The organism is Serratia marcescens (assembly GCF_029846115.1).
GTDB classification, from domain to species: domain Bacteria; phylum Pseudomonadota; class Gammaproteobacteria; order Enterobacterales; family Enterobacteriaceae; genus Serratia; species Serratia marcescens_L.
In genome coordinates this window covers 2,415,159-2,439,392 of the sequence record NZ_JARVZZ010000001.1, presented here as the reverse complement: position 1 = coordinate 2,439,392, position 24,234 = coordinate 2,415,159, and the positions used below count along the sequence as shown (strand labels likewise).

The window sequence follows — 24,234 nt, the reverse complement described above, 5'->3', positions numbered from 1 at the left end:
TCCACCTCGACTAGGGATGCCGGTAGAGCAGCTGTTCCAACAGCCGCACCGGCGTGGTCTCCTCCGGCGCAGGCGACGTAAAGATCGCCTGCCGCCAGGCCTGACTTTCGATCACGTCCAGCACCAGCTGCGCGAGCGGCAACGGCGCTATCGCCGGTGCGATCTCACCGGTTTGCTGCGCCTCGGCGATAACCGTCGCCAGCGCCTCAATCAGCTGCCGCTGGTTGGCGCTGAACGGCTCGGCCAACGCCGGGTTGCGTGCCACCTCCGCCACGATCTCCGCCGACAGCTGCACATTGGCCGGTTCGGCGACAAAGGCGTGATAGGCGGTAAAAAAGGCCGACAGCGCCTGTTTCGGCCGCGTTCTGTCGGCCCGCAGCCCGGCGGCAAACTCGGCGAATACGCCGTTTTCCAGCAGCGCAATTTCGCCGATCAACGCCTCCTTGCCGGTAAAGTGGTTATAGAGGTTGCCGACGCTGACGCCCGCCGCCTGCGCGATATCCCGCATACTGGTCTGGTGAAATCCCCTGTGGGTAAAGCTGTGCAGCGCGGCCTCGACAATCTTTTCTCGGTTTCCCATCGGCAACTCCCGAAACGGTGAAGGGGGCGCCTGGCGCCATCGAATAAACATTAATGAATGAACGTTCGTTCATATTTAAGGATAGCATAGGCCGGTAAAATTGAACCGCGGCTCAACGGCGTGTGAATCGGTGGGAAGATAAAAACGCCGCCCTCATTTTCGGCGGGCGGCGCGATGAAAACTCAGTGCAGCGCGTCGCCCTGCTTCACCGACGTAAACGCCTGCATCAGTTTCACGACGTCGTGCATGCCGATGTTGACCTGATTGATCACTTCCCCGGCATCGTGGGTCAGCGCCACGCCGCCGCCGGCCTGCTCTACGCAGGTCGCCATGCCGGCAATCGCCGCCGCCACGCCTTGCTGGATGGACTTGGTCATGCGTTCGATCTCGGTCGCCGCCTTGCGCGACTGTTCCGCCAGCGTGCGCACTTCATTGGCCACCACGGCAAAACCGCGCCCGTGCTCACCGGCGTGGGCGGCTTCGATGGAGGCGTTAATCGCCAGCAGGTTGGTTTGGGAGGCGATTTTACGAATGGCTTCGACGATGGTGCCGATCTGCTGAGAACACTTACCGAGCTCGGTGACCACGTCCGAGGTTTCGCGCGCCGCCGCTTCGACCTGCTGCATGCCTTTCACCGCCTGCTGCACGATGATCGCGCCCTGCGCCGCCTGCCGATCGGTATCGAGCGACAGATGATGCGCGTTACGCACCATCTCTTCTTCGTGCTGCTGCTGTTGCATCAGCCGGGTGATGTCCTGGGCAATCTTCACCACTTTCACCACCTGGCCTTCGTTGTCGAGGATCGGGTTGTAGCTGGCCTCCAGCCATACCCGTTCGCCGCGCCGGTTGAGGCGCTCAAAACGCCCGGTAATGAACTCGCCGCGCGCCAAGCGCTGCCAGTGCCGCCGATAATCGTCGGAATTGGCGAACGCCGGCGGGCACAGCACCGCATGCGACTGCCCGCACGCCTCTTCCAGCCGATAGCCCATCAGCGCCAGCATATTGTCGTTGGCGCTGACAATGGTGCCCTGCGGCGAGAAAGCGATCATCGCCATCGAGCGATTCAGCGCCGCCAGCAGGCTGCGGTGTTCCTGCGCCTGGGTCACACGCTCGGTCACTTCGCTGGCGATCTTGACGATTTCCACCACCTTACCCTGTTTATTCAGCACCGGCGCGTAGGTGCCCTGCAGCCATAGCGCCTCGCCGTTTTTCGCGATGCGTTTTATGGTGTCCGTGATGGGTTGGCCCTTATTCAGCGTCTCCCAATGTTTGCGGTACTGCGGGCTGGCGACATAGTTCGGATCGCAGAAAATACGGTGATGCCGGCCAATCACGTCATCGCGTTGAAATCCCAGCGTGCTGAGGAAAAGATCGTTGGCGCGCAATACCGTGCCGTCCGGCGAGAATACGATCATGGGAACGGCGTGTTCTATCGCGCTCAACTCGGCGCCTTTGTGGGTAGTTAACTGACTGAATCGTAACAGCATAAGGTGTAATCCTTGTGGCAGATGATGGCGCTTTTCTTATTTTTGCCTGGCCACATACCGCGCCCACACGCAGACGTGCCATCGCGGAAGGAACGGGCAGCGCCGTTCCTTCTGGTTATTGCTATTAACCGGATTAAATTTATTTATTCAGTAAAGTAATTATTAGAATTTAAATAAACCAACAGCCTAAGATTTTTATTATTAAACCCGTATTGAGAATAACGTAAGTGATGAAAATTGAAAGGTAAAATGCGGATTTTTGTCGGCGCCGGCAGGATAACCGGCGCCGGGGAGATTAACGCCAGCGTTCGGCTGCCCAGGCGGCTTGTTGCTCGGCGTCGTGGAAGGTCCAGGCGACGAAGCGGCTGATCTTCTGCCCTTGCGCCATCTCGATGGTGCGTACCTCGGCCGCGCCCGCCACGTTCAACGCATGGTAGATGGCCGGCAGCGTGGTGTTTTTCGAAATGAGCGAGGTAAACCACAGGCAGTTGTTGGCCTTGCCGACGCTCTCTTCCACCATCTTGCGCACGAAGGCTCCTTCGCCGCCTTCGCACCACAGCTCGTTGTTCTTGCCGCCGAAGTTTTGCACCGGCTTGTCGGCCACTTCCCCTTTGCCCAGTTTATGCAGCTTGCGGCGGGTGCTGGCGCGCGCTTCCTGCTCGGACGAATGGAACGGCGGATTGCACAGGGTGGCATCGAATTTCTCGGCCGCGCCGATGATGCCGCTAAAAATCAGCTCAGGCTGTTTTTGCAGCCGCAGACGCACGCTGTTGCGCAGCGTCGGGTTCATCTCGACGATCATCTTGGCCGCGTTGAGCGACACAGGATCGATTTCAGACCCGGTGAAACGCCAGCCGTATTCGCGCAGGCCGACAATCGGATAGATGCAGTTGGCGCCGACGCCGACGTCGAGGATCGCCACGCCCTTGCCGCGCGGGATCTCACCGCCGTTGCTGGTCGCCAGCAGATCCGCCAGGTGGTGCAGATAGTCGGCGCGGCCGGGGATCGGCGGGCACAGGTAGTCCGCCGGAATATCCCAGTGTTCGATGCCGTAAAAGTGTTGCAGCAACGCACGGTTGAGCATTTTCACCGCCGCCGGATCGGCGAAGTCCACCGAGACATCGCCCCAGGCGTTCGGTTTCACGAACGGCGCCAGCGCCGGGCAACTGGCGATCAGCGCCGGAAAGTCGTAGCGCGAACGATGACGGTTACGCGGATGCAGGCCGCTTTTCTGCTGCGGGAAGGTTTTCTTTTTTTCCACCGTGACGGGCTCTCTTGAAGGTATTTCCGGCGCGTAAGATAACACATCCGGCCCGGAATGGCGCAGCGGCGGGAAACCCGGCACAATGAAAGCTTCATCGATTGCCACAGGGTCCCCCATGAGCCGTGAATCTCGTTATTATTATGAACCCGCCGCCGGCCACGGCCTGCCGCACGATCCGCTGAACGCCATCGTCGGCCCGCGCCCCATCGGCTGGATTTCTTCCCGCAGCGCCGCCGGCTTGCGCAATCTGGCGCCCTACAGCTTTTTCAACTGCTTCAACTATCGTCCACCCATCATCGGTTTCGCCAGCACCGGCTGGAAAGACAGCGTGGCGAATATCGTGGAAACCGGCGAGTTCGTTTGGAACCTCGCGACGCGCCCGCTGGCGGAAGCGATGAACAACAGTTCCATCAACCTGCCGCGCGGTGAGGACGAGTTTGCCTTCGCCGGCGTCACGCCGCTGCCCGGGCGCCGGGTCAAAGCCGAGCGCGTGGCCGAAAGCCCGGTGAACTTCGAATGCCGGCTGACCCAGTACATTCAGTTGCAAACCGCCGCCGGGGAACAGGTGGAAACCTGGCTGGTATTGGGCGAGGTGGTGGCGGTACACCTCGATCCGGCGCTGCTGGACGAACACGGCGTCTACCAAACCGCCGCCGCCGAACCGATCCTGCGTGCCGGCGGCCCGACCGCCTACTATGGCATTTCCGAACAGCACCGTTTCGATCTGGCGCGCCCGACGCGCTGATCGTCTCCCCCGTTTAGGTAGAAGATGAACGGGGGAATAAATAATCAAAAAATCTGAAAGAAACCATCAACACTCTCCGATTTCATCCCGCCTGTCACTGCGCAATAATCTTCCCATCGAAAGGCAACCCCCTTTCTCCCTAATTCACTTTGACAGGAATAACGAACATGAAAACCATCAAAACTTTTGCTGCTGCTATCGCCCTGGCCACCGTTTCTTTCACCACTTTCGCCGCTGAGCACGTTAGCGCCCAGGATGCCGCCCAATTCGAAAAAGCCGGCGTGATCGTCGCCAGTGGCTCAACCGACCTGAGCAGCCTGACCTCTCAGCTGGCCGCCAAAGCCGACGCGGCAGGCGCCAAGGCCTTCACCATCACCTCCACCAGCGGCAACAACCTGATGCACGCCACCGCGGTTATCTACAAATAATCACCGCCCCAGACGTCAAAAAGCCCGCCGGCTATCACCCCGGCGGGCTTTTTTTATGTTCAAGTGCATTAGCGCCGAATGGGTACGACAGCGAGTTTCTTACCGTCTGCTTTGTCAGCAACCCACGCGTAAACGAACCGGATAATGCTGCCGGAAATAGGTATAAACCCCGTATTTAATGGGGTTTGCAGGGGGGATGAGCACACATTTTTTTACCACCCCATTGCTGGACTAACGGGAGAGGATGATTATCATGTTACGCAGACTACAGATGCAGAGAGCGTTGTATGCAACATATCATTGAAGGTTTCCTCAGTTTCCAGAAAGAGATTTTCCCGCAGCGTAAGGAACTCTTTCGCAGCCTGGCCTCCAGCCAAAATCCTAAAGCGCTGTTTATCTCCTGTTCTGACAGCCGCCTGGTGCCCGAGCTGGTGACTCAGCAAGAGCCTGGGCAACTGTTCGTTATCCGCAACGCCGGTAACATCGTCCCTTCCTTTGGCCCGGAGCCGGGTGGGGTTTCTGCGACGATCGAATACGCGGTGGTGGCACTGGGCGTGACTGATATCGTGATTTGTGGCCACTCGAACTGCGGCGCCATGAAGGCTATCGCGTCCTGCCAATGTCTCGACCCTATGCCTGCGGTAGCCCACTGGCTGCACTACGCGGATGCGGCCAAAGCGGTGGTCGAGAAGAAAACCTGGAATAGCGAAACAGACAAAGTTAACGCTATGGTGGAAGAGAACGTTATCGCCCAGCTAAATAATATCAAAACCCACCCTTCTGTTGCGGTGGGTCTGCGTAACAGCGGGCTGCGCCTGCACGGCTGGGTGTACGACATCGAAAGCGGCGAGATTCGTACGCTGGATAGAAACACCAAGAGCTTCGTGTCCCTGGCCGATAATCCCGACGTCTATTTCGAATAAAATAACGCCCGGTTTTAACCCTTAAATAAAATCCACGCTGCCGCGTGGATTTTATTGTCAGCCTTAAACCAAACGCGCCTCTATCGCCGCGGCGAAGTCGCGGCACATCCGTTCGTCACCGTCGGCGTTGTCCGCCAATACCGTCTCGCCGTCTACCACCCGAATGTGCGCCTCCAAATCGAAATCCGCCGGCGGCTGCGGGCGCGTGGCGGCGGCGGCCATCGTCTGCTGCGCCTCATGCCACGCCTGTGCCACCGTCTGGTTACAGGCCTGCGCCAGAGAGTCCGGGTTGAACCCTTCGCCGGTCAGGCTGCGCAGCGTGTCGTCATGGCTGACGCTGTTGCCCGGCAACCAATAGTGTTGCGCCAGATCCGGGCCGATGGCCGGATTGTCCGTCAGGTAACCGTCGCGCTGCAGGAAGAACTGGCGGGTTTGTTCCACCGCCATCATCGCCAGCAGATAGCCCTGGTAAGAGCAGGCGGACTCCAGCGACAGCAGGTGCGGGATCGCCAGCGTCGGGCGCGGGCTGCCGCTGATGCCGAGGATCTTTTGCTCGACCTCGCGCGCCAGCGCGGTGATGGCTTCCGGCGTGCGCTGCTCGTCATCCCACTGATACAGCGCCCACTCGAAGTACGGCACCAGCAGGATATGGCGTTCGTTGAACGCGCGCATCGGCTGGCGCGCCGCGATGCCGGCTTCGATCAGCGCATCGGGCACCGCTTCACCGGCGGCGTTTTTCGCATAGCGTTTCAGCCAGTCGGCGTCGTCCAGCAGGCTGTCGCAGAACATCGACTGGGTTTCGGCATAGGCCATCGAGGTCGGCGGGAACTCCTGCGAGAAGCACGGCGCATTCTGGCGAATGTTGGCGAAATGCGCCGCGTGGCCGCCTTCGTGGAACAGGGTGTTGAGCCCGTAAGCGCCGCTGCCCACCTGCTCCGGCTGCGCCAGGCTGGTGAAGTTGATGCGCGCCGGCACCCATTCCCCCTGGCGCACAAACGGCGGTATCGGGCCGTGCATAAAGCCGTTCTCATATTTGCCTTTGCGCACCAACAGATCGAGGTTCATCTCGGCGCCGCCAAAGCCAATGTGCAGACGTTTGAAGCTGTCGATCCAGCGTTCCAGCGAACGAGAGAACGGGAAGTAAGGATCCAGTTGGCGGGTGACGTCGCCGGCGCTGGCGAAGCGCACGTTCCACGGCTCCAGCGCCTGGCTACCCTTGTCGGCCGCCAGCTGCTGCAGGCTGCGCGCGTTGGCCTCGCGGGTTTCCCGCTCGAAACGATCCAGAATGGCGAACAGCTGCTCCGGCGTCATGCGCTCGGTTTTGTTCACCTTGTAGTCGAAATAGTTGCGATAGCCCATCTGGCGCGCAAAACGGTTGCGCAAGCCGATCAGCTCCGGCAGGCCGTTATGCAGCAGCCATTGCTCCAGATCGCGCAGCGCCTGCTGCGAGCTGCGGCGGTAGTCTTCGTTCGGGTTGGTCGCCTGGTTGGTCAACAGCTCGCCGAGCGAGGCCGCCACCCGCCGGCCCTCGGCGTTCAGGTGCGTGACCTGGTAGCCCTTGCGGCGCGAGTAGAGATCGGATTCGGCGTGAATGATCTGATCCAACAGCGCCTGCGCCTGCGGATCTTCGATGGCGTTGCAGTCGAAGAAACGCAGCCAACCTTGCAGGCCGTGGATCAGCGCATCGCGCTGCGCCTCCTGCGGCAGCGCTTCCAATCCGGCCAGCAGATTGCGGATCTCCGCCAGACGACGCGGTTCGGCGATAAAGCGCTTATAGGCGCTTTCCGCGGCGGAAAAGCGCGCCGACAGGTCTTCACCGCCGGTGCCCATGTAGTTTTGCCAGAACAGCTCTTCTTTGGCGCGGTGTACGTCGAGGTAATCCTGGTTCAATTGATTGAAGTAATCGAGAGCCTGTTGCATAACCGTCCTTCTCAGCCGATGAGGAAATATCCCAGTATAGTCGCGCTCAGGCCTGATGCAGGCGCTGCAGCCCCTGTTCCAGCGTCTCGCTCTCGCCGGCGGCCACCAGGCAACAGGCGATCTGCCGCTGGATGGCCTGCGGGATCGCCACCTCGCCCGCCAGGCAGCGCTCGGTCCAGCGCGCGGTAGTTTCCGCGTCTTTCGCCGCCGGCAACGTCGGCGTTTCATCCTGCAAGGTGCGCTCCAGCAACACGCGCTGTTCGCCGCCGGCAATATAATGAATCTGCGGGCAGCGCAGCGGGTTGGCGTAGGCTTCGCCTTCGGTGCCGTGCATCAACAGCCCGCGGGCGCCGATCTGGCGGAAAAACGACGCTACCCGGCCGACATACTCCGGGTGTGAGACGCTGGCGAGGCGCAGCGCATCCTGTTCGCCGAACGGCGTCGCCAGCTTGGCCAGCGTATGCGCGCTGTTGCGCACCCCCATGCGCCAACGCAACCCGAGCTGCCGCGCCAGCGGCGCCGACAGCGCAGAAACCGGCATGAATACCGCCTCGCCGTTATCGAGACGCTGCTGGGCGTGAACGGCCTGTTCCGACCACGGCAGCCCCAGGGCGCGGAAAATCTCGGCGCTGGTCACGCGGGTACTGTCGTCCAGCACGCCGTGCACCACCACCGGCAGGCCCACTTTCGCGAGCAGCAGCGCCAGCAGCGGCGTCAGGTTGGCCTGCTTGCGCGCGCCGTTGTAGCTCGGCAGCACCACCGGCAATGGCCGCCCCTGCGGCGCCTGCAGCGGCAACACCTGCTGCTGCATCGCCTGGTAGAAGCCCAGCATCTCCTCTTCGGCCTCACCCTTGATGCGCAGCGCGATCAGAATGCCGCCCAGCTCCAGCTCGGGGACCGCCCCGGCCAGCATCGCCTGATACAGCTCAAAAGCGGTCTGCCGGTCCAGGTCGCGCGCATGATTTTTGCCGCGGCCTATTTCTTTGATAATTTTGGTGTAATCCATCCGAAGGTTCCCCTTGCTCACTCTTCGGTTAGCATACCCTATCCGCGCCGCCGCTCAACCTCCGCCGCCAGCCGCCGCTGCGTTTCATCGCCATCGCGCAGCCCGGCGATCACCCCATCGACATCGTCGGCGCTGCGGTTTTGGCTCATCTTCCATTTGCCTTCGCGCCGGGTGACGGCGATCTCGATACCGACGATGCCGTTAAGCTGCGCGGCGATGTAGTTGGCCGGCGCGTCGTTGAGCCGCCAGGGCGCCGGGCGGCGCCCTTCCTGTTGTACCGTCAGGTCGATCAGCTGGCGGCGCAGCCAGGCCGGGTCGTCCATCACCGTCGGCACGCCATACAGCTGCACCACGCTGTAATTCCAGGTCGGCACCACTTTGCCGGTCTGGCGCTTGCTCGGGTACCAGCCGGGCGACACATAACCTTCCAAACCCTGAAAAATCACCAGGCATTCCGCCGCGTGCTGCAGCCGCCGCCAGTGCTCGTTGGCGCGCGACAGGTGCGCCCGCAGCCGGATCTGCCCCTGTTCGACATCGGCCAGAAACGGCAGCGGATCGGCCGTCAATCCCTGCTCGCCGTGGCTGACCAATAGCCCCAGCGGGTGGGCGCGCACCAGCGCCAGTTGGGCATCCAGATCGTCTTCGCGAAATGCGGCGGGTTGAAACATCAGTGTGGCTCCTTACGCTCTCTCATGATGACGACAGTAAAGCACCCGCCGGCGGCCTACTTAAGATCCGCTTTCTGACTATTTCGCGTGATCCGGTTTAACAAGATCAGGGCAATGCCCATCGCCAACAGATTAAATACCATGGCGCCGGCAAAGGCCTGCGCATAGCGTTCCGCCGCGCCGCCGTTCGCCAGCAGCGGCACGAAGCCGACGCCGCTGACCACGATGCCCAGCGCGCCTCCCACCTGCTGCACGGTGGCGACCAAGCCCGCCGCCATGCCCGCCTGCCGCTCCGGCGCCAAACCGAGCACCAGATTCAGCAGCGGCGTCATGCTCAGCGCCTGGCCGAATCCCAGCACCACTAACCCCGGCAGCAGCCGCAGCGGATGCGCCAGCGCCGCGCCCCACAGCGCCTGGGCCATCAACAGCGCCAACCCGGCGGCGTAAATCGCCACGCCCACGCTCAGTACGCCGTTGCCCCAACGCAGCGCCAGCCGAGGCGCGAGCATCGACGCCAGCATAAAGGCCGCGCTGGCCGGGGCGAACAGGCTGCCCGCTTGAAAAGGCGTCAGCCCCGCCCCCGCCTGCAGCAGCAGCGCGAAGCACAAGAAAAACGAGGAGGCGGTGGCATAAATCGCCAGCACCACCGCCATGCCCGGCGTGAAGCCTGCCTGGCATAACAGCGCCGGATCGAGCACCGCATCACCGCCGCGCCGCGCCAGACGGCGCTCCCAACGCAGGAAGCCCCACAGCGTCACCATCGCCAACGCCAGCATCGGCGCTATCCACCACGGCCAGCCGCGCGCCGGCCCCTCCAGCAGCGGCATCAGCAACAGCGACAGGCCGGTCGCCGCCAGCCACAGGCCAACGCCGTCCAGCCGCTGCGCCTGCGCCACCCGCGATTCGGGAATGCGCCGCGCCGCCCACAGCGCCAATGCACCGATCGGCAAATTGATGAGAAATATCATGCGCCAGCCGCTGCCGAACAGGTTGGCCTCGATGATAAATCCGCCGAGGATCTGGCCGAAGATCGCCGCCAGCCCCAGCGTCATGCCCAGCCAGGCGAAGGCGCGCCGCCGCTGTTGCGGCGCATACAGCACCCGCATCAAGGCGTAAATTTGCGGAAACAGCAACGCCGCCGTCGCCCCCTGCAGGATACGCGCGGCGATCAACAGGTTGAGCGATCCCGCCAACCCGCACAGCAGGGAGCTCAGCGTGAATCCCAGCATGCCTAGGCTGAACAGACGCCGACGCCCGAAGCGATCCCCCAGGCGCCCACCGGCGATCAGCAGCACCCCGAACGCCAGCTCATAGCCGGCGACGATCAGACCGACACCGGCGAAATCGGCAGCGAACTGCCGCTGGATCACCGGCGCCGCCACGTTGACCACAAACAGATCGAACACCGTGACGAAGCCGCCCAACAGCAGTACCGGCAGGCCGGGCAGCGCTCGCCGCTCACGAGATAATGAATATTCCATACCACCTCCAGAGATTATGATGGTCGCAGTATGGAACAGGGTTTAAACTGTTACTATATAGCCATTTATACTATTACTGACAGCAACAGGACGGCCGACATGCCCCCACGCACCCTCGAGCGCACCCGCCACGAACTGGCGGATTTTCTACGTCAAAAGCGAGAACAGCTGTCGCCGGAGGCGGTCGGTTTGCCGAGCGGCAGCCGCCGCCGCACGCCGGGGTTGCGGCGCGAGGAGGTCGCGGCGCTGGCCGGCGTCGGCCTCACCTGGTACACCTGGCTGGAACAAGGCAGGGAAATCAATGCGTCGGTGGCATTTTTGGAAAACCTGGCGCGGGTGCTGCAGCTCGACGCCGCCGGCCGCTACCACCTGTTTTTATTGGCGCATCAGCGGCCGCCGGTGCCGGTCGGCCATCAGTGGTGCCAGGTCTCGCCGCTGGTGCGGCGGCTGCTGGACGACCTTGTGCTGCGGCCGGCCTACGTCATGAACCTGAGTTGGGACATCATCGCCTGGAACCCGGCGGCGCAGCGACTGTTCGCCATCGGCGAACGCCCGGCGGAAGAGCGCAACATGTTGTGGATGCTGTTTGCCGATCCGCAGCTCAATGAACGCCTGTTGGAGTGGGAGGCGCAGGCACCGCAAATCCTGGCCAGCTTCCGCCGCGACTATGCCCGCGCGCCGGAGGATGAGGTAATGCGCCAACGGGTACAGGCGCTGGAGCGGTTATCGCCGCCGTTCCGCCGGCTCTGGCGGCAGCACGATATCCACGGGCGCTGCCAGGGGCGGCGCAGCTTCACCCTCCCGGAAATCGGCCCGGTCACCTTTGACCACGCCTCTTTCATCGTCGACGAAGAGAATCACCTGCGGCTGGTGATGTACAGCGCGCTGCCGGACGAACCGGCCAGCGCGGCGTTTGAAGCGCTGCTGCGCGAGGGTTAGCGGCGGCTGTCGAAAATGAGCTTGCAGGCCAGCCCGGCGAACACCCCGCTCAGCAGGTAGTTCGGCCAGCGGGCGCTGAAGCGGCGGCCGGCGAAGCGGCTTTTCATGCCGCTGACCGCCAGGATCACCCCGCCGTTAATCAGCAACCCCACCAGATTCAGCACCGTCGCCAGCGCCAGCATCTGCACCACCACCGAGCCTGAACGCGGATCGATAAACTGCGGGAACAGCGCCAGCACGAACAGCGCCATTTTCGGGTTGAGGATGTTGGTGAACAGCCCCTGGCGGAAGATGCGCGCCGTCGGCACCGCCTGCAATCCGGCAGAAGCCTGCAAACTGCTGCCGGATCGCAGCGTTTTCCACGCCAGATAGAGCAGATAGGCGGCGCCCAGCATTCTCACCGCGTCGTAGGCCAGCGGCACGGCGACGAACAGTTGCGACAACCCCAGCGCCGCCGCCAACGCGTGGCAATACGTGCCGAGCTGAATGCCCGCCAGCGAAGCGAAACCGGCGCGCCGCCCCTGGCTGACGCTGCGCGAAGCGATCAGCAGCATATCCGGGCCGGGGGTCAGCGCCAGCGCCACGCAGGCACCGGAAAACAACAACAGCGTTGCGGCATCAATCATGAATCACCTGATAAGAAGATGGACGGGAATGGAGCGTCCATCATAGCGACGCCGACGTGGCTTGTCAGCGTCGCTCGCGTCAGATCACCCACAGATCGAGGTATTCGTTGACCGGCATCTGCGCCAGCCGCTGCCGGTCCAGCGACACCTCGAGAATGCGCTGCTGCTGCAGGGCCGGGAACTGGCGCGCCAGGTTGGTTTTGAACTTCTCGATCAGCAGTGGGATGCCCTCTTCGCGCCGCCGCGCATGGCCGATAGGGTACTCCACCGCCACCTCATCCAGGCGGCTGCCATCAGCGAACTCTACCGTCAGCGCATTGGCGATCGATCGTTTTTCCGGATCGTGATAATCGCGGGTGAAGGCGGGATCTTCATGGCAATGGATCTTGCCGCGCAATGCGTCGATGTGCGGATCCTCGGCCACCCGATCCTCGTAGTCCCCCGCCGTCAGCCGGCCGAACAGCAGCGGGATCGCCACCATATACTGAATGCAGTGATCGCGATCCGCCGGGTTATCCAGCGGCCCCTGCTTGTCGATAATGCGCAGGCAGGCCTCGTGGGTGCGGATGCTCACCCTGGCGATGTCGGCGGCGGTTTTGCCGGCGGCCTGCATCTGGCGGTGCAGCGTCATGGCCGCCTCCACGGCGGTCTGGGCATGGAACTCCGCCGGGAACGAAATTTTAAACAGCACGTTCTCCATCACGTACGCGCCGTACGGCCGCTGGAAGCGGAAGGGTTTGCCGTTGAATGAAACGTCGTAAAACCCCCAGGTCGGCGCCGTCAGCGCCGAGGGATAGCCCATTTCGCCGGTGGCGGCCATCAGCGCCAGCCGCACCGCGCGGGCGGTCGCATCCCCCGCCGCCCAGGATTTGCGGGTGCCGGCGTTCGGCGCGTGGCGATAGGTACGCAGCGACTGCCCGTCCACCCACGCCAGCGACACCGCGTTCAGGATCTCCGCCCGGCTCAGGCCGAGCAGCTGCGCCACCACCGCGGTGGACGCCACCTTCACCAGCAGCACGTGATCCAACCCCACCCGGTTGAAGGCATTTTCCAGCGCCAGGCAGCCCTGGATCTCATGCGCCTTGATCATGGCGATCAACACCTGCCGCATGGTCAGCGGCGCCTTGCCCGCCGCCACCGCCTGGCGCGAGAGCCAGTCGGCCACCGCCAGGATCCCGCCCAGGTTGTCCGACGGGTGGCCCCACTCCGCCGCCAGCCAGGTGTCATTGAAGTCGAGCCAGCGAATCATGGCGCCGATATTGAACGCCGCCTGCACCGGATCCAACTGGAAGCGGGTGCCCGGCACCCGGCTGCCGTTCAGCACCTCGGCGCCCGGCACCACCGGCCCCATCAGTTTCTTGCAGGCCGGATAGCTCAGCGCCTCCAGCCCGCAGCCGAGGGTATCGAGCAGGCAATAGTGGGCGGTGCGGTACGCCGCCGGGGTATCGACGGCCTCTTTCATCACATAATCGACGATATCGATCATTTCGCGATCGAACGGCGGACGGCGGGTATTGGCAGACTCAAGCATCATGATTCCCGAAGACTCCATAGTGAATAACAATCGGCGCTCAGCGCTGATCCAGCGGTACGAACGCCCGCGCTTCCGGCCCGGTATAGTTGGCGGACGGGCGAATGATTTTGTTGTCCTGCCGTTGCTCGATGATGTGCGCCGACCAGCCGCTCACCCGCGCCATAACAAACAGCGGCGTGAACATTTCGGTGGGCACCCCCAGTTGGTGATAAGACACCGCCGAGAACCAGTCGAGGTTGGGGAACATGTTTTTGGTGTCGCGCATGACGCTTTCCAGCCGATCGGCGATGTCATACAGCTTCATCGCGCCCGCCTCCTGCGACAGGCGCAACGCGATCTCTTTGATCACCTGATGGCGCGGATCGGAGACGGTGTACACCGGGTGCCCGAAGCCAATCACCACCTCTTTGTTGTCGATGCGGCGGCGAATGTCGGCTTCCGCTTCGTCCGGCGTTTCATAACGTTGCTGGATCTCCAGCGACACCTCGTTGGCGCCGCCGTGTTTCGGCCCGCGCAGCGCGCCAATGGCGCCGACAATCGCCGAATAGACGTCGGATCCGGTGCCGGCGATCACCCGGCCGGCGAAGGTCGAGGCGTTGAACTCATGCTCGGCGTACAGGATCAAGGAAGCGTGCATCGCCTGTTCCCAGCTGGCGGAAGGCGTTTCGCCGTGCAACAGGTGCAGAAAGTGGCCGCCGATGGAATCGTCGTCGGTCTCCGGCTGAATGCGCTCGCCGTTGTGGCTGTAGTGATACCAATACAGCAGCATCGATCCCAGCGACGCCAGCAGCCGGTCGGCGATGTCGCGCGCGCCGGCCGCGCCGTGCTGCTCTTTTTCCGGCAGCGTGCAGCCAAGGGCCGAGACGCCGGTGCGCATCACGTCCATCGGGTGAGACGCCGCAGGCAGCGCCTCCAACACCGTGCGCACGCTGGCCGGCAGGCCGCGCAGCGCTTTGAGACGGTGTTTATAGGCCTGCAGCTCGTCGCGGTTGGGCAACTTGCCGTGGATCAGCAGGTGGGCGACCTCTTCAAACTCGCAGTGGCGCGCAAGATCGAGAATGTCGTAACCGCGGTAGTGCAGATCGTTGCCGCTGCGCCCTACGGAGCACAGCGCGGTATTCCCGGCGGGTACGCCGGATAACGCCACGGATTTTTTCGGCTTAACGCCAGTCGGGCTTTGCGGGGGGATCGCTTGGCTCATACTGTCCTCATTTGGCTTCTGCGTGAATGGCGCCTATTCGTCGCGCTGGCGAGCGAACAGGGCGTCGAGTTTCTCTTCGAACAAATAGTAGTTGATGCTTTCGTACAGCTCGTTGCGGGTCTGCATGGTGTCGATGACGCTTTTCTGCGTGCCCTCCTCGCGCAGGGCGCGGTATACCCGCTCCGCCGCGCGGTTCATCGCCCGGAAGGCCGACAGCGGATACAGCGCCATATCCACCCGAGCGCTGCGCAGCTCGTCGATGGTAAACAGCGGCGTCGCGCCGAATTCGGTGATGTTGGCGAGGATCGGCACCTGCGTCGCTTCGGCGAAACGGCGATACATGCCCAATTCGGTGATCGCTTCCGGGAACAGCATGTCGGCCCCAGCCGCCACATAAGCCTGAGCGCGCTCGATGGCCGCCTCCAGCCCCTCCACCGCCAGCGCATCGGTGCGCGCCATGATCACGAAGTCCGGATCGCTGCGCGCATCCACCGCCGCCTTGATGCGATCCACCATCTCTTCGGTGGAGACGATGGCCTTATTGGGGCGATGGCCGCAGCGCTTGGCGCCGACCTGATCTTCGATATGCAGCGCCGCCGCCCCGGCCTTGCTCACCGAGCGCACCGTGCGGGCGACGTTGAACGCCGAAGCGCCGAAACCGCTGTCGACATCCACCAGCAGCGGCAGCGGGCAAACGTCGGTGATGCGGCGAATGTCGGTCAGCACATCGTCCAGGGTCGAAATGCCCAAATCCGGCAGCCCCAACGAACCGGCCGCCACGCCGCCGCCGGAAAGGTAGATGGCCTGGAACCCGGCCCGCTGGGCCAGCAGCGCATGGTTGGCGTTGATCGCGCCGGCGATTTGCAGAGGTTTTTCTTTACTCAGGGCCTGACGAAAGGCGAGCCCGGGTGAGCGCAGCGTCATGACGTTCTCTCCGATTAGCTAGATGAAACAGACAGAGCAAAGGGCGGGCCAGGTTGTACTTCGGTGAGGAGAAAAATTAAAAACGTTAAAAATAAGTGAGTTAAAAAATCTGCAGCGCCATTGGCCAGGCAAAGGAATAAAAAACGTTTCAGTTAACGTTTCAATTGCTGTTGCACGTAGCGAATTTGAAACATAGCTGAAACCGGGCTACACCTAATGCAGTCTCTTCCATTCGGTAACCCGCCATGAGCGATCACATTACGCCGGACAAACCGGTGATCTGGACCGTCTCCATCACCCGCCTGTTCGATCTGTTCCGGGACATCAGCCTCGAGTTCGACCATCTGGCGACCATCACCCCGATCCGCCTCGGCTTTGAGGAGGCGGTGCAGCACATCCGCGCTCGCCTGGCTACCGAGCCTTGCGACGCCATCATCGCCGCCGGCTCCAACGGCGCCTACCTGAAAAGCCGCCTGTCGGTGCCGGTCATTTTGGTCAAGCCCGGCGGCTTCGACCTGCTGCAGGCGCTGAGCAAGGCGCGCAGAACCGCCGATCGGATCGGCGTCATCACCTATAAAACCCCCCTGCCCGCGCTGCTGGAGTTCCAGCAGACCTTCGATCTGCCGCTGGAGCAGCGCAGTTACGTCACCGAAGAGGACGCCCGCGGCCAGATCGCCGAGCTGAAAGCCGTCGGCATTCAGGCCGTGGTCGGCGCCGGCCTCATCAGCGATCTGGCGGAAGAGGCCGGGCTCACCGCCATTTTTCTCTATTCCGCCGCCACCCTGCGCGCCGCCTTCAGCGATGCGCTGGACGTAACGCGCCTGATGCTGGGCGGCGGCAAACGCGGCGGTGACTACGCCGCGCGCAATACCCTGCAGCCGCGCTACGGGCTGGGCGATTTGCAGGGCGAGTCCCCGCAGATGGAGCAGGCGCGGCGCACCATCATGCTGTACGCCCGCTCGCCGGCCGCGGTATTAATTGAAGGAGAAACCGGCACCGGCAAGGAGCTGGCGGCGCAGGCGATCCACCGGGAATACTTTTCCCGACGCGGCGCACCGTCCAGGGGCGCGACGCCGCCGTTCGTCGCCATCAACTGCGGCGCCATCACCGAATCGCTGCTGGAGGCGGAGCTGTTCGGCTATGAGGAAGGCGCCTTTACCGGCTCACGGCGCGGCGGCCGACGTGGGCTGCTGGAAACCGCCAACGGCGGCACCCTGTTTCTGGATGAGATCGGCGAAATGCCGCTGCACCTGCAAACCCGGTTGTTGCGCGCGCTGGAAGAGAAAACTGTCACCCGGGTGGGTGGGCAACAGCCGGTAACGGTCGACTTTCGCGTCATCAGCGCCACCCACAGCCACCTGGAGCAGGCGATTCAACGGGGCGACTTTCGCGCCGATCTGTTCTACCGCCTGAGCGCCCTGCGGCTGCAGCTGCCGCCGCTGCGGGCGCGCGGCGACGATATCGCGATGTTGGCGGAACACTTTCTGAAACGGTCACTGGCGGCGCTCGACGTGCCGCTGACGGAGCCGCTGCGCGCCGCCCTGGCCGGCTGTTACGCCGCGCTGAGTCATTACGCCTGGCCCGGCAACCTGCGCGAACTGCGCAACATGATGGAGCGGGTGGCGCTGATGCTGAGCACCGGCGCCGCGCCGAGCGGCGAGACGCTGCGCTGGCTGTTGCCGGAGCTGGCGGCGGCCACACCGCCCGAGACGCCGGTAGCGCCCGTCTCCGCTCATGAGGCGCTGGCGCGGTGCGGGGGCGACCACGCCGCCGCCGCCCGGTTGCTCGGGATCAGCCGCACCACGTTATGGCGCCGGCTGAAAAAAACGAACTGAGCATCAGCCGGCGCGCCGGCCGTCTGAGGCCGGCAGCAGCCGCGCTCGCCGCTCGCCCAGCAGGTTCATGCCCGCCGCCGCCAGCAGAATGATCGCCGCGCCCAGCAGCTGCCATGCAGACAGCCGGTGGCCAAACGCCAGGCGATCCACCAGCATGGCGGCGATCGGGTAGATGAACGACAGCGAACCGATCAGGTTAGTCGGCAGCTTCTGCAGGGCGCCGTACATCAACACATACATCAGGCCGGTGTGCAGCACGCCGAGCGTCGCCAGCATTCCCCACTGCCCAGCGCTGGCCGAAACGTGGAAATCCACCAGCGGCAACAGCATCACTGCCCCCACCGCCACCTGGATCAGCGCGATAAGATGCGGCGGCGTGCCCTTCAGCCGCTTGGCCGCCAGCGCCATCAGGGCGTAGAAAAACGCCGCCCCGAGCGCCAGCGCGATGCCCGCCAGATAATGACTCTGTTCCCCCGCCTGCCGCGGCTGCGCCAGCACCACCAGCATCATGCCGCCGAACGCCAGCCCCAGCCACAGCAGTTTGCGGGCGGTCAGCCGCTCCCCCAGAAACAGCGCCCCCAGCCCCACCAGCATAAACGGCTGGGTGTTGTACACCGCCGTGGCGATGGAGATAGACGCATAGGAGTAGGCGGCAAACAGCAGCAGCCAGTTGATCACCAGCGCGACGCCGCCGGCGATCGCCAGCAGCAGCGTGGCGCGCGTCAACGCATCGCGCCGCAGTTGCCCCAGCGCGCCGCACACCGCCAGCAGCACCAGCGCCCCCACCGCGCAGCGCCAAAACACCACGTTGATAACCGGCTGGCCGGACATCAACACAAACCAGCCGATAGAGCCGGAAATCAACATCGCCGCCGCCATCTCCAGCGATCCGCGTTTTATCTCTGCATTCATTTTGCGTTCCTCCAAACTTGCCCAGAGGCATAGCTTGCGGCTTCACGGCACTGCTTTCCATAGCATAAAGAAGGCAGATATGCTTAACTGCCTTTTTCTCGTAGCTATAACAAATAAAATACCTAATGGAGGCGTTATGGATGATATCGATCGCCAAATCCTGACCATTCTGGCGGAAGATGCGCGTGCATCGTTGAAGACGCTGAGCGCGCAGGTGGGGCTGTCGTCGCCGAGCACCTCGGAAAGGCTGCGGCGGCTGGAGGAAAACGGCGTGATCCAGGGCTATACCCTGAACGTCAATCTGCAGGCGGTGGGCTACGCCTTCGAGTCGCTGGTGCGCATCAAGCCGCTGCCGGGCATGCTGAAAAAGGTCGAACAGCTGATTCAGGCGATCCCGGAAGTGGTCGAATGCGATAAGGTGACCGGTGAAGACTGCTTTATCGTACGGCTGGTGGCGCATTCGATGGAGCAGCTCGATCACACCCTCGATCGGCTGGCCGAACACGCACAGAGCAACACCTCGATCGTGAAAACCACGCCGGTTAAACGCCGCCTGCCGCCGCTGCTCTGATTAACGCCGCCGCTTGCGGGCAAACGGGTTGCCGCGCTTCTTCTCTTTTTTGGCCGCGTCGGCGGCGGATTTCAGCGCCGCCAGATGCGCCTTGTCGGCCTCCGGCACCGCGCGCTGTTCGATCGGGAACACCGGCAGCGACGCCAACAGCCGCGAACCGTAGTTTTTGGTCAACAGCCGACGATCGTAGATCACGATCTCGCCGTAGCATTGGTTGCTGCGGATCAGGCGACCGACCTGCTGGATCAGGTTGAACGAGGCGCTCGGCAGGCTCTGCACTTCGAAAGGATAGCGCTTCAGCGATTTCAGCCACTCGCCTTCGGTAATGATCACCGGGCTGTCGATCGGCGGGAACGCAATTTTGTGAATGTGTACCTGGGTCAGCAGCTCGCCTTTCAGATCCAACCCTTCGGCGAACGATTGCAGCCCCACCAGCACGCTGGCGACGCCCTTCTCCACCCGCTTGCGGTGTTCTTCCACCAGCCGGTAGCGCGGCTGGTCGCCCTGCACCAGCAGCATCAGCCGCAGATCGGTCACGTAGCTGAGGAAAGTCTGCATCGCCCGGTGGCTGCTGAACAGGATCAGCATGCCTTTGTGTTTGCCGCTCGCCTGCTCGGCGCGGAAACATCGCGCCATCTCCTCAAGGTGCTCCGCCTCGTTGGCGAGCGCCGGTTCGTAGCGCATCTGCGGAATGACAATCTTGCCCTGTTCGACATGATTGAACGGCGAAGAGAGCGTTTCGAAGCGATCGCCGGCCTTCTCGCTCAACCCGCTCATCTCCTGCAAACGCGCGAAGCTGTTCAGCGAACGCAGCGTGGCCGAGGTGACCACCACGTGCGGCACCTTGCGCCACAGCAGCTTCTCCAGCTGGTCGCTGACGCGGATGCCGACGCAGTGCAGGTAGAGATGGGTAACGTTATCGCGCAGCTCGCGCGTGACCCATTTGGAGATCGGCGCGTTGGACGACTTGTCGAGCGCCGCCAGCCGCCACAGCTTGCTCATCGCTTCCAGATAGCCCAGCGTGCGGCTCATCTGAATGATCGACCGGTGCAGGCGCACGATGTCATGCTTGCCGGTCTGCTCGGTGAGATCGTTAAGCACGAACTCCGCCAGCCCGCGCAGCGCATCGGTCAGTTTGAACAGCCGCGCGCAACTCTCCACCATCTCCGCCGGCAGCTCGCCCATTTCAAAACGGTGCTCGGCCGCCACGCTGTCGCCGGGCAGGTAGGCACTGACCTGATGCTCGAAGATCTGCACCAGCTCACGCAGCTCCTCGCAATGGTTCTTCAGCCGCTCGCTGTTGGCCAGCCCCGGCGGATTCTTCGGCCGGTATTGGGTCATGCACTGCTCGACCTGGCGCACGATCATGTCCAACTGCAGGTTGGTCGAGAGCGCGGTGATTTCCCCGTCGATCTCCAGCGCATCGCGCGCCACCTCCGGCAAATGGTGGCCTTCGTCCAGCACCAGCAGCAGCTCTTTCGGGTTCGGCAGCACCGATTCCGTCTCCAGCGCCGCCATCACCAGGGCGTGGTTGGCCACCACCACGTCGGCGCTCTCGATCTCTTTGCGGGCGATATAGAACGGGCATTCACGGATGTAATGGCAGTTGCGCCCCAGGCAGTTGGCCTTGTCGGTGCTCAGCTTGGCCCACAGCGGATCGTCGATGCTCTGTTGATAGTGATCGCGCAGCCCGTCCCACTCGAAGCGGGCCAACGCCTTGGCCAGTTTCTGGCACAGCGCCTGCTCTTCGCCGCTGGACGGCGCCAGTTCGTCGTCGAGGAACAGCGTCAGATCGCCCTGTTGACTGACGTCGGTGCTCATCGCCGCCAGGTTGCGCGGGCAGACGTAACGCCCGCGGCCAAAGGCGCCGGTAAATTTCAGATCGGGGATAATCTTCTTCAGCAGCGGCAAATCTTTGCTGTAGATCTGGTCCTGCAGCGCCACGTTGGCGGTGCTGACCACCAGCGGCTTGCTCTCCGCCCGCCCGACGGCGATGCCCGGGATCAGGTAAGACAGCGTTTTGCCGACGCCGGTCGGCGCCTCGATCGCCAGATGGCGCGGGTAGTCACCGGCCAGCGTCTTCGCCACCTCGGCGATCATCTGGCGCTGGGGCGCGCGGGAAATAAAATCCGGTATTTGCTGCTGCAGGGCTTTGTACCACTGGCCAATCTGATCTTTAACTGCGGAGGAGAGCGCCATTCAACTCTTATCTAAACGAAATGATGGCGCTATTGTCCCACAGACCGCTCGCGGCGTCAGCCCGAGTTACGTCTGCGGATCGATCATCGAGGCGCGCCCGGCGCTGAACGACCACTCGTCCAACTGGGTGGTGGTGATCACCACCATCACATCCTCGGGGCGCAGCCGCAGGTTTTCCGCCAGCAGCGCCGCCAGCCGCCCGTAGAAGCGCCGCTTGGTGTCGGTGTCGCGCGGCCGCCCGGCGGTGATGTAAAACAACACGAAATCCGCGCTGCGCGGCCCGCCAAGATAGTCGCGATCGTAGACAAGCTCACCGGGGCGGTATTGATCGATCACCTGAAATTTATCCGTCGGCGGCACCTCAAAGGCCTCCACCAGCGCCTGATGCAGGCTGTCGGACAAGGTTTGCAGATAGTCGGCGGACTTGCCCTGATGCAGAGCGATGCGGCTAAACGGCATGATTGGCCTCCTGTTCCAGCTCGCGTAGGCGCGCCACGGCCGATGCCGCCGCGGGCCAGCCGGCGTAGAACGCCAGATGGGTGATAAGCTCGGCCAATTGCTGACGCGTCACGCCGTTGCGCTGCGCCAGCTGCAGGTGAAACGGCAGCTGTTCCACGCGGTTGAGCGCCACCAGCGCGGCGACGGTAATCAGGCTGCGCTCGCGCGGGCTCAGCGCCGGCCGCTGCCAAATATCGTCAAACAAAACGCGGTCGCTGAGCTGCGCCAGCTTGGGGGCAATATCGCCGAACGCCTGTTGTCCGGCCTGGGATTCTGATGGCATCACACTCTCCTGTCAGTTGCGGATAGCCTTACGCTACCCGCCGCCGCAGCGAGTGAAAATCGGGATTTTCGGCAGTCTCGGTTCAGAAAAACGGGAGGGTTCCCCGCCGGGCGGCGGGGAGATTTCAGGACTCCAGCGGGGCAACGCCGTCGAACTGCGCGCTCAGCAGCGCATTCAGCGCCGGCCGCTGCTCCACCCGTTCAGCGATGGCGTACAGCCGCGGACAGTGTTGCCGGAACCACGCGCGGCCCGGCCGCCAGTGGCACATCACCGCCACGTACAGATCCAACGCGCTGAAGCTCTTGCCGAGAAACCACGGGCCCGCTGCGCCGGCGGCGGCGTTCAGCTGCTGCAATAAACGCTCGCGATAATCCATTACCGCGTTTTTCAGCTGTTCCGCCCCCGCCGCCTGCGGCTGCCAGCGCTGCGGATGGTCGGCATAGGTGAAGGTGGGGTAAATCTCCGCGTTGATGAACAGCAGCCAGCGCAGAAAACGCGGCAACAGCGGCGAACCGCCGGGCGGCGCCAGCTCGGCGTGCGGTGCGCGATCGTGCAGCAACAAAATAATCGCCGCACTCTCCGTCATCACTTCATCATTGGGCAACACTAAGGTGGGCACCTGGCCCAGCGGGTTCAGCGCCAGCAGGCGATCGCGCTCCGGGCCGTCCTGCGTGTAGTCCACTTCCTCATAGCCCCAGGGGAAAGCCGTCAACGCCAACGCGGCGGCCACGATCGTCGAACCGCAGCCCTGCGTACCGAACAAAGTATAAGTATCGTGCATGATTCCTCCCGCAGTGGAACAAGGTATCGGTAACTGTAGACCAGCCGCCGACCGTCGGTTGAAGAAAAAATTCACCCTTTGCGCGACTTTTTTAATCGTTCGACATGAAAATGAATTTTTTGTCATAAATAGATCACATTACTACGGTAAAAATTCTCCGCCGCCAACAATCAGGCGGCACAGTGAAACAGCAATGCAACTGATGATAAGCGTCTTTCAATCGAATAAAGCAGGGTAACTCATGAAACGTAATCTTCTGGCCGTTATTATTCCGGCACTTTTACTTGCGCAAGCGGCACAGGCAGCAGAAATCTACAATAAAGACGGCAACAAGCTCGATTTTTACGGCCGTGTAAAAGCCCTGCATTATTTCTCCGATGATGCCGGCAACGACGGTGATAAAACTTACGTGCGTATCGGCTTTAAAGGCGCGACTCAGATTAATGATATGCTGACCGGCTACGGCCAGTGGGAATATCAGATCGCCGCCAACCATACTGAATCCGACGGCACTAAAGACACCAAAACGCGTCTGGGCTTCGCCGGTCTGAAATATAAGGACCTCGGCTCCTTCGACTACGGCCGCAACTACGGCATCATTTACGACGTCGGCGCCTGGACGGATATGATCCCTGAATTCGGCGACGATGCTTATATCAAGACCGACAACTTCATGAACGGCCGCACCAACGGTGTCGCCACCTACCGTAATAACAACTTCTTCGGTCTGGTTGACGGCCTGAAATTTGCCGTGCAGTACCAGGGCAAGAACGAAAACGACGGCCGCTCCGCCAGCAAGGCGAACGGCGACGGTTGGGGCCTATCCTCCAGCTACGAAATCATCGACGGCCTGAGCGTAGGCGCCGCCTATGCCTCTTCCAACCGCACCGCCACGCAAAAGGCGGGCACCTTCGGCAAAGGCGACAAGGCCGATATCTGGGCCGGTGGTCTGAAATACGACAACAACAACGTCTACCTGGCCGCGACTTATTCGCAGAGCCGCAATATTGCGCCTATTTCCGGCACCGCCACCATCAATAACAACTCGACTTCCGTTAGCGGCTTCGCCAATAAAGCGGAAGGGATTGAATTGGTCGCGCAATATCAGTTCGACTTCGGTCTGCGCCCATCGCTGGGTTACGTTCAGCAGAAAGGCAAAGATATTGAAGGCATCGGCGATGTCGATCTGGTGAAATATTTCGACGTGGCGGCGACCTATTACTTCAACAAAAACATGTCCACTTATGTCGAATATAAAATTAACCAACTCGATGACGACAACAAGCTGGGCCTGAAAAACGACGACGTCGTTGTTCTCGCTCTGACCTACCAGTTCTGATGTGATGAATGAATAACCACCACTGCAAACTTTAGCGTCACTTGATACCCAGAGTTTTATTTCGCCGGGCGGCTGCGTCCGGCTTTTTTG

At 62.3% G+C, this 24,234-nt stretch carries 23 protein-coding genes; 7 read left to right on the top strand and 16 right to left on the bottom strand.

Annotated elements, in window-relative coordinates:
• Nucleotides 1-10: 10 nt before the first annotated feature.
• The 3 genes from QDT79_RS11485 to rlmF all read right to left on the bottom strand — a co-directional run bounded on the left by QDT79_RS11485 (nucleotide 11) and on the right by rlmF (nucleotide 3,328).
• Nucleotides 11-580 (bottom strand): TetR/AcrR family transcriptional regulator, encoded by a 570-nt coding sequence (locus QDT79_RS11485; protein ID WP_063988811.1) that lies wholly within the window; start codon nucleotides 578-580, stop codon nucleotides 11-13.
• A gap of 182 nt (nucleotides 581-762) precedes the next feature.
• On the bottom strand, nucleotides 763-2,067 hold the full coding sequence (locus QDT79_RS11480; RefSeq protein ID WP_063988810.1) for a methyl-accepting chemotaxis protein: 1,305 nt from the start codon (nucleotides 2,065-2,067) through the stop codon (nucleotides 763-765).
• A gap of 295 nt (nucleotides 2,068-2,362) precedes the next feature.
• The gene (gene rlmF / locus QDT79_RS11475) at nucleotides 2,363-3,328 is read right to left on the bottom strand and encodes a 23S rRNA (adenine(1618)-N(6))-methyltransferase RlmF (RefSeq protein WP_308316518.1); all 966 of its coding nucleotides are present in this window, start codon (nucleotides 3,326-3,328) and stop codon (nucleotides 2,363-2,365) included.
• A 118-nt stretch (nucleotides 3,329-3,446) separates the two neighbouring features.
• Here rlmF and QDT79_RS11470 point away from each other — a divergent pair, with 118 nt between their 5' ends.
• The 3 genes from QDT79_RS11470 to QDT79_RS11460 all read left to right on the top strand — a co-directional run bounded on the left by QDT79_RS11470 (nucleotide 3,447) and on the right by QDT79_RS11460 (nucleotide 5,427).
• Nucleotides 3,447-4,076: a flavin reductase family protein gene (locus tag QDT79_RS11470; RefSeq protein ID WP_197816393.1), complete on the top strand. Its 630-nt coding sequence runs from the start codon at nucleotides 3,447-3,449 to the stop codon at nucleotides 4,074-4,076.
• Nucleotides 4,077-4,243: 167 nt separating this feature from the next.
• A complete protein-coding gene (gene bhsA / locus QDT79_RS11465) occupies nucleotides 4,244-4,504 on the top strand; it encodes a multiple stress resistance protein BhsA (protein WP_063988808.1) in 261 nt (86 codons plus the stop codon).
• Nucleotides 4,505-4,791: 287 nt separating this feature from the next.
• A complete protein-coding gene (locus QDT79_RS11460) occupies nucleotides 4,792-5,427 on the top strand; it encodes a carbonic anhydrase (RefSeq protein WP_004939270.1) in 636 nt (211 codons plus the stop codon).
• Between the two features lie 63 nt (nucleotides 5,428-5,490).
• Here QDT79_RS11460 and QDT79_RS11455 read toward each other — a convergent pair whose 3' ends face one another.
• Genes QDT79_RS11455 through QDT79_RS11440 form a run of 4 tightly spaced genes read right to left on the bottom strand, consistent with a single transcriptional unit; the run spans nucleotide 5,491 to nucleotide 10,502 of the window.
• Entirely contained in the window at nucleotides 5,491-7,347 is a 1,857-nt protein-coding gene (locus QDT79_RS11455) for a M3 family metallopeptidase (protein ID WP_308316517.1), read from the bottom strand.
• A gap of 46 nt (nucleotides 7,348-7,393) precedes the next feature.
• Entirely contained in the window at nucleotides 7,394-8,353 is a 960-nt protein-coding gene (gene ybiB, locus QDT79_RS11450) for a DNA-binding protein YbiB (RefSeq protein ID WP_149558805.1), read from the bottom strand.
• 38 nt (nucleotides 8,354-8,391) lie between these two features.
• Nucleotides 8,392-9,021 carry an FMN-binding negative transcriptional regulator gene (locus QDT79_RS11445; protein ID WP_308316515.1) on the bottom strand — a complete coding sequence of 210 codons (630 nt, stop codon included), beginning with the start codon at nucleotides 9,019-9,021 and terminating at the stop codon, nucleotides 8,392-8,394.
• 56 nt (nucleotides 9,022-9,077) lie between these two features.
• Nucleotides 9,078-10,502, bottom strand: coding sequence for an MFS transporter (locus QDT79_RS11440; RefSeq protein WP_308316514.1), 1,425 nt, complete (start codon nucleotides 10,500-10,502; stop codon nucleotides 9,078-9,080).
• A 99-nt stretch (nucleotides 10,503-10,601) separates the two neighbouring features.
• On the opposite strand from QDT79_RS11440, the gene QDT79_RS11435 reads away from it, so the two are divergent.
• Nucleotides 10,602-11,441, top strand: a complete 840-nt coding sequence (locus QDT79_RS11435; RefSeq protein WP_308316513.1) for a helix-turn-helix transcriptional regulator — start codon at nucleotides 10,602-10,604, stop codon at nucleotides 11,439-11,441.
• Here the strand turns inward: QDT79_RS11435 and QDT79_RS11430 are convergent.
• The 4 genes from QDT79_RS11430 to prpB form a co-directional block, all read right to left on the bottom strand.
• Nucleotides 11,438-12,067, bottom strand: coding sequence for a LysE family translocator (locus QDT79_RS11430; protein ID WP_048321374.1), 630 nt, complete (start codon nucleotides 12,065-12,067; stop codon nucleotides 11,438-11,440). The two genes, QDT79_RS11435 and QDT79_RS11430, sit on opposite strands and share 4 nt — an antisense overlap.
• Before the next feature lie 79 nt (nucleotides 12,068-12,146).
• Nucleotides 12,147-13,598: a bifunctional 2-methylcitrate dehydratase/aconitate hydratase gene (locus QDT79_RS11425; protein ID WP_063988876.1), complete on the bottom strand. Its 1,452-nt coding sequence runs from the start codon at nucleotides 13,596-13,598 to the stop codon at nucleotides 12,147-12,149.
• 40 nt (nucleotides 13,599-13,638) lie between these two features.
• Entirely contained in the window at nucleotides 13,639-14,802 is a 1,164-nt protein-coding gene (prpC, locus tag QDT79_RS11420; RefSeq protein ID WP_063988802.1) for a bifunctional 2-methylcitrate synthase/citrate synthase, read from the bottom strand.
• 33 nt (nucleotides 14,803-14,835) lie between these two features.
• Nucleotides 14,836-15,726: a methylisocitrate lyase gene (prpB, locus tag QDT79_RS11415; RefSeq protein ID WP_063988801.1), complete on the bottom strand. Its 891-nt coding sequence runs from the start codon at nucleotides 15,724-15,726 to the stop codon at nucleotides 14,836-14,838.
• 245 nt (nucleotides 15,727-15,971) lie between these two features.
• Between prpB and prpR the strand changes: the two genes are divergently transcribed.
• Entirely contained in the window at nucleotides 15,972-17,561 is a 1,590-nt protein-coding gene (gene prpR / locus QDT79_RS11410) for a propionate catabolism operon regulatory protein PrpR (protein WP_308316512.1), read from the top strand.
• A gap of 3 nt (nucleotides 17,562-17,564) precedes the next feature.
• On the opposite strand, the gene QDT79_RS11405 is transcribed toward prpR, so the two are convergent.
• Nucleotides 17,565-18,473 carry a DMT family transporter gene (locus tag QDT79_RS11405; protein ID WP_107227397.1) on the bottom strand — a complete coding sequence of 303 codons (909 nt, stop codon included), beginning with the start codon at nucleotides 18,471-18,473 and terminating at the stop codon, nucleotides 17,565-17,567.
• Between the two features lie 136 nt (nucleotides 18,474-18,609).
• Here QDT79_RS11405 and QDT79_RS11400 point away from each other — a divergent pair, with 136 nt between their 5' ends.
• Complete coding sequence (locus tag QDT79_RS11400) at nucleotides 18,610-19,044, top strand: Lrp/AsnC family transcriptional regulator (protein WP_063988798.1); 435 nt, start codon at nucleotides 18,610-18,612, stop codon at nucleotides 19,042-19,044.
• Here QDT79_RS11400 and dinG read toward each other — a convergent pair whose 3' ends face one another.
• From dinG to QDT79_RS11380, 4 genes are all read right to left on the bottom strand, one after another.
• On the bottom strand, nucleotides 19,045-21,243 hold the full coding sequence (gene dinG / locus QDT79_RS11395; RefSeq protein WP_308316511.1) for an ATP-dependent DNA helicase DinG: 2,199 nt from the start codon (nucleotides 21,241-21,243) through the stop codon (nucleotides 19,045-19,047).
• Between the two features lie 66 nt (nucleotides 21,244-21,309).
• Nucleotides 21,310-21,702 carry a tautomerase family protein gene (locus QDT79_RS11390; protein WP_107227395.1) on the bottom strand — a complete coding sequence of 131 codons (393 nt, stop codon included), beginning with the start codon at nucleotides 21,700-21,702 and terminating at the stop codon, nucleotides 21,310-21,312.
• Nucleotides 21,692-22,024, bottom strand: a complete 333-nt coding sequence (locus QDT79_RS11385) for a carboxymuconolactone decarboxylase family protein (protein WP_049200944.1) — start codon at nucleotides 22,022-22,024, stop codon at nucleotides 21,692-21,694. Before QDT79_RS11385 ends, QDT79_RS11390 begins: the two co-directional genes overlap by 11 nt.
• A gap of 124 nt (nucleotides 22,025-22,148) precedes the next feature.
• The gene (locus QDT79_RS11380) at nucleotides 22,149-22,805 is read right to left on the bottom strand and encodes a glutathione S-transferase family protein (RefSeq protein WP_063988796.1); all 657 of its coding nucleotides are present in this window, start codon (nucleotides 22,803-22,805) and stop codon (nucleotides 22,149-22,151) included.
• Nucleotides 22,806-23,046: 241 nt separating this feature from the next.
• Here QDT79_RS11380 and ompC point away from each other — a divergent pair, with 241 nt between their 5' ends.
• Nucleotides 23,047-24,144 carry a porin OmpC gene (ompC, locus tag QDT79_RS11375; protein WP_025302059.1) on the top strand — a complete coding sequence of 366 codons (1,098 nt, stop codon included), beginning with the start codon at nucleotides 23,047-23,049 and terminating at the stop codon, nucleotides 24,142-24,144.
• Nucleotides 24,145-24,234 lie beyond the last annotated feature (90 nt).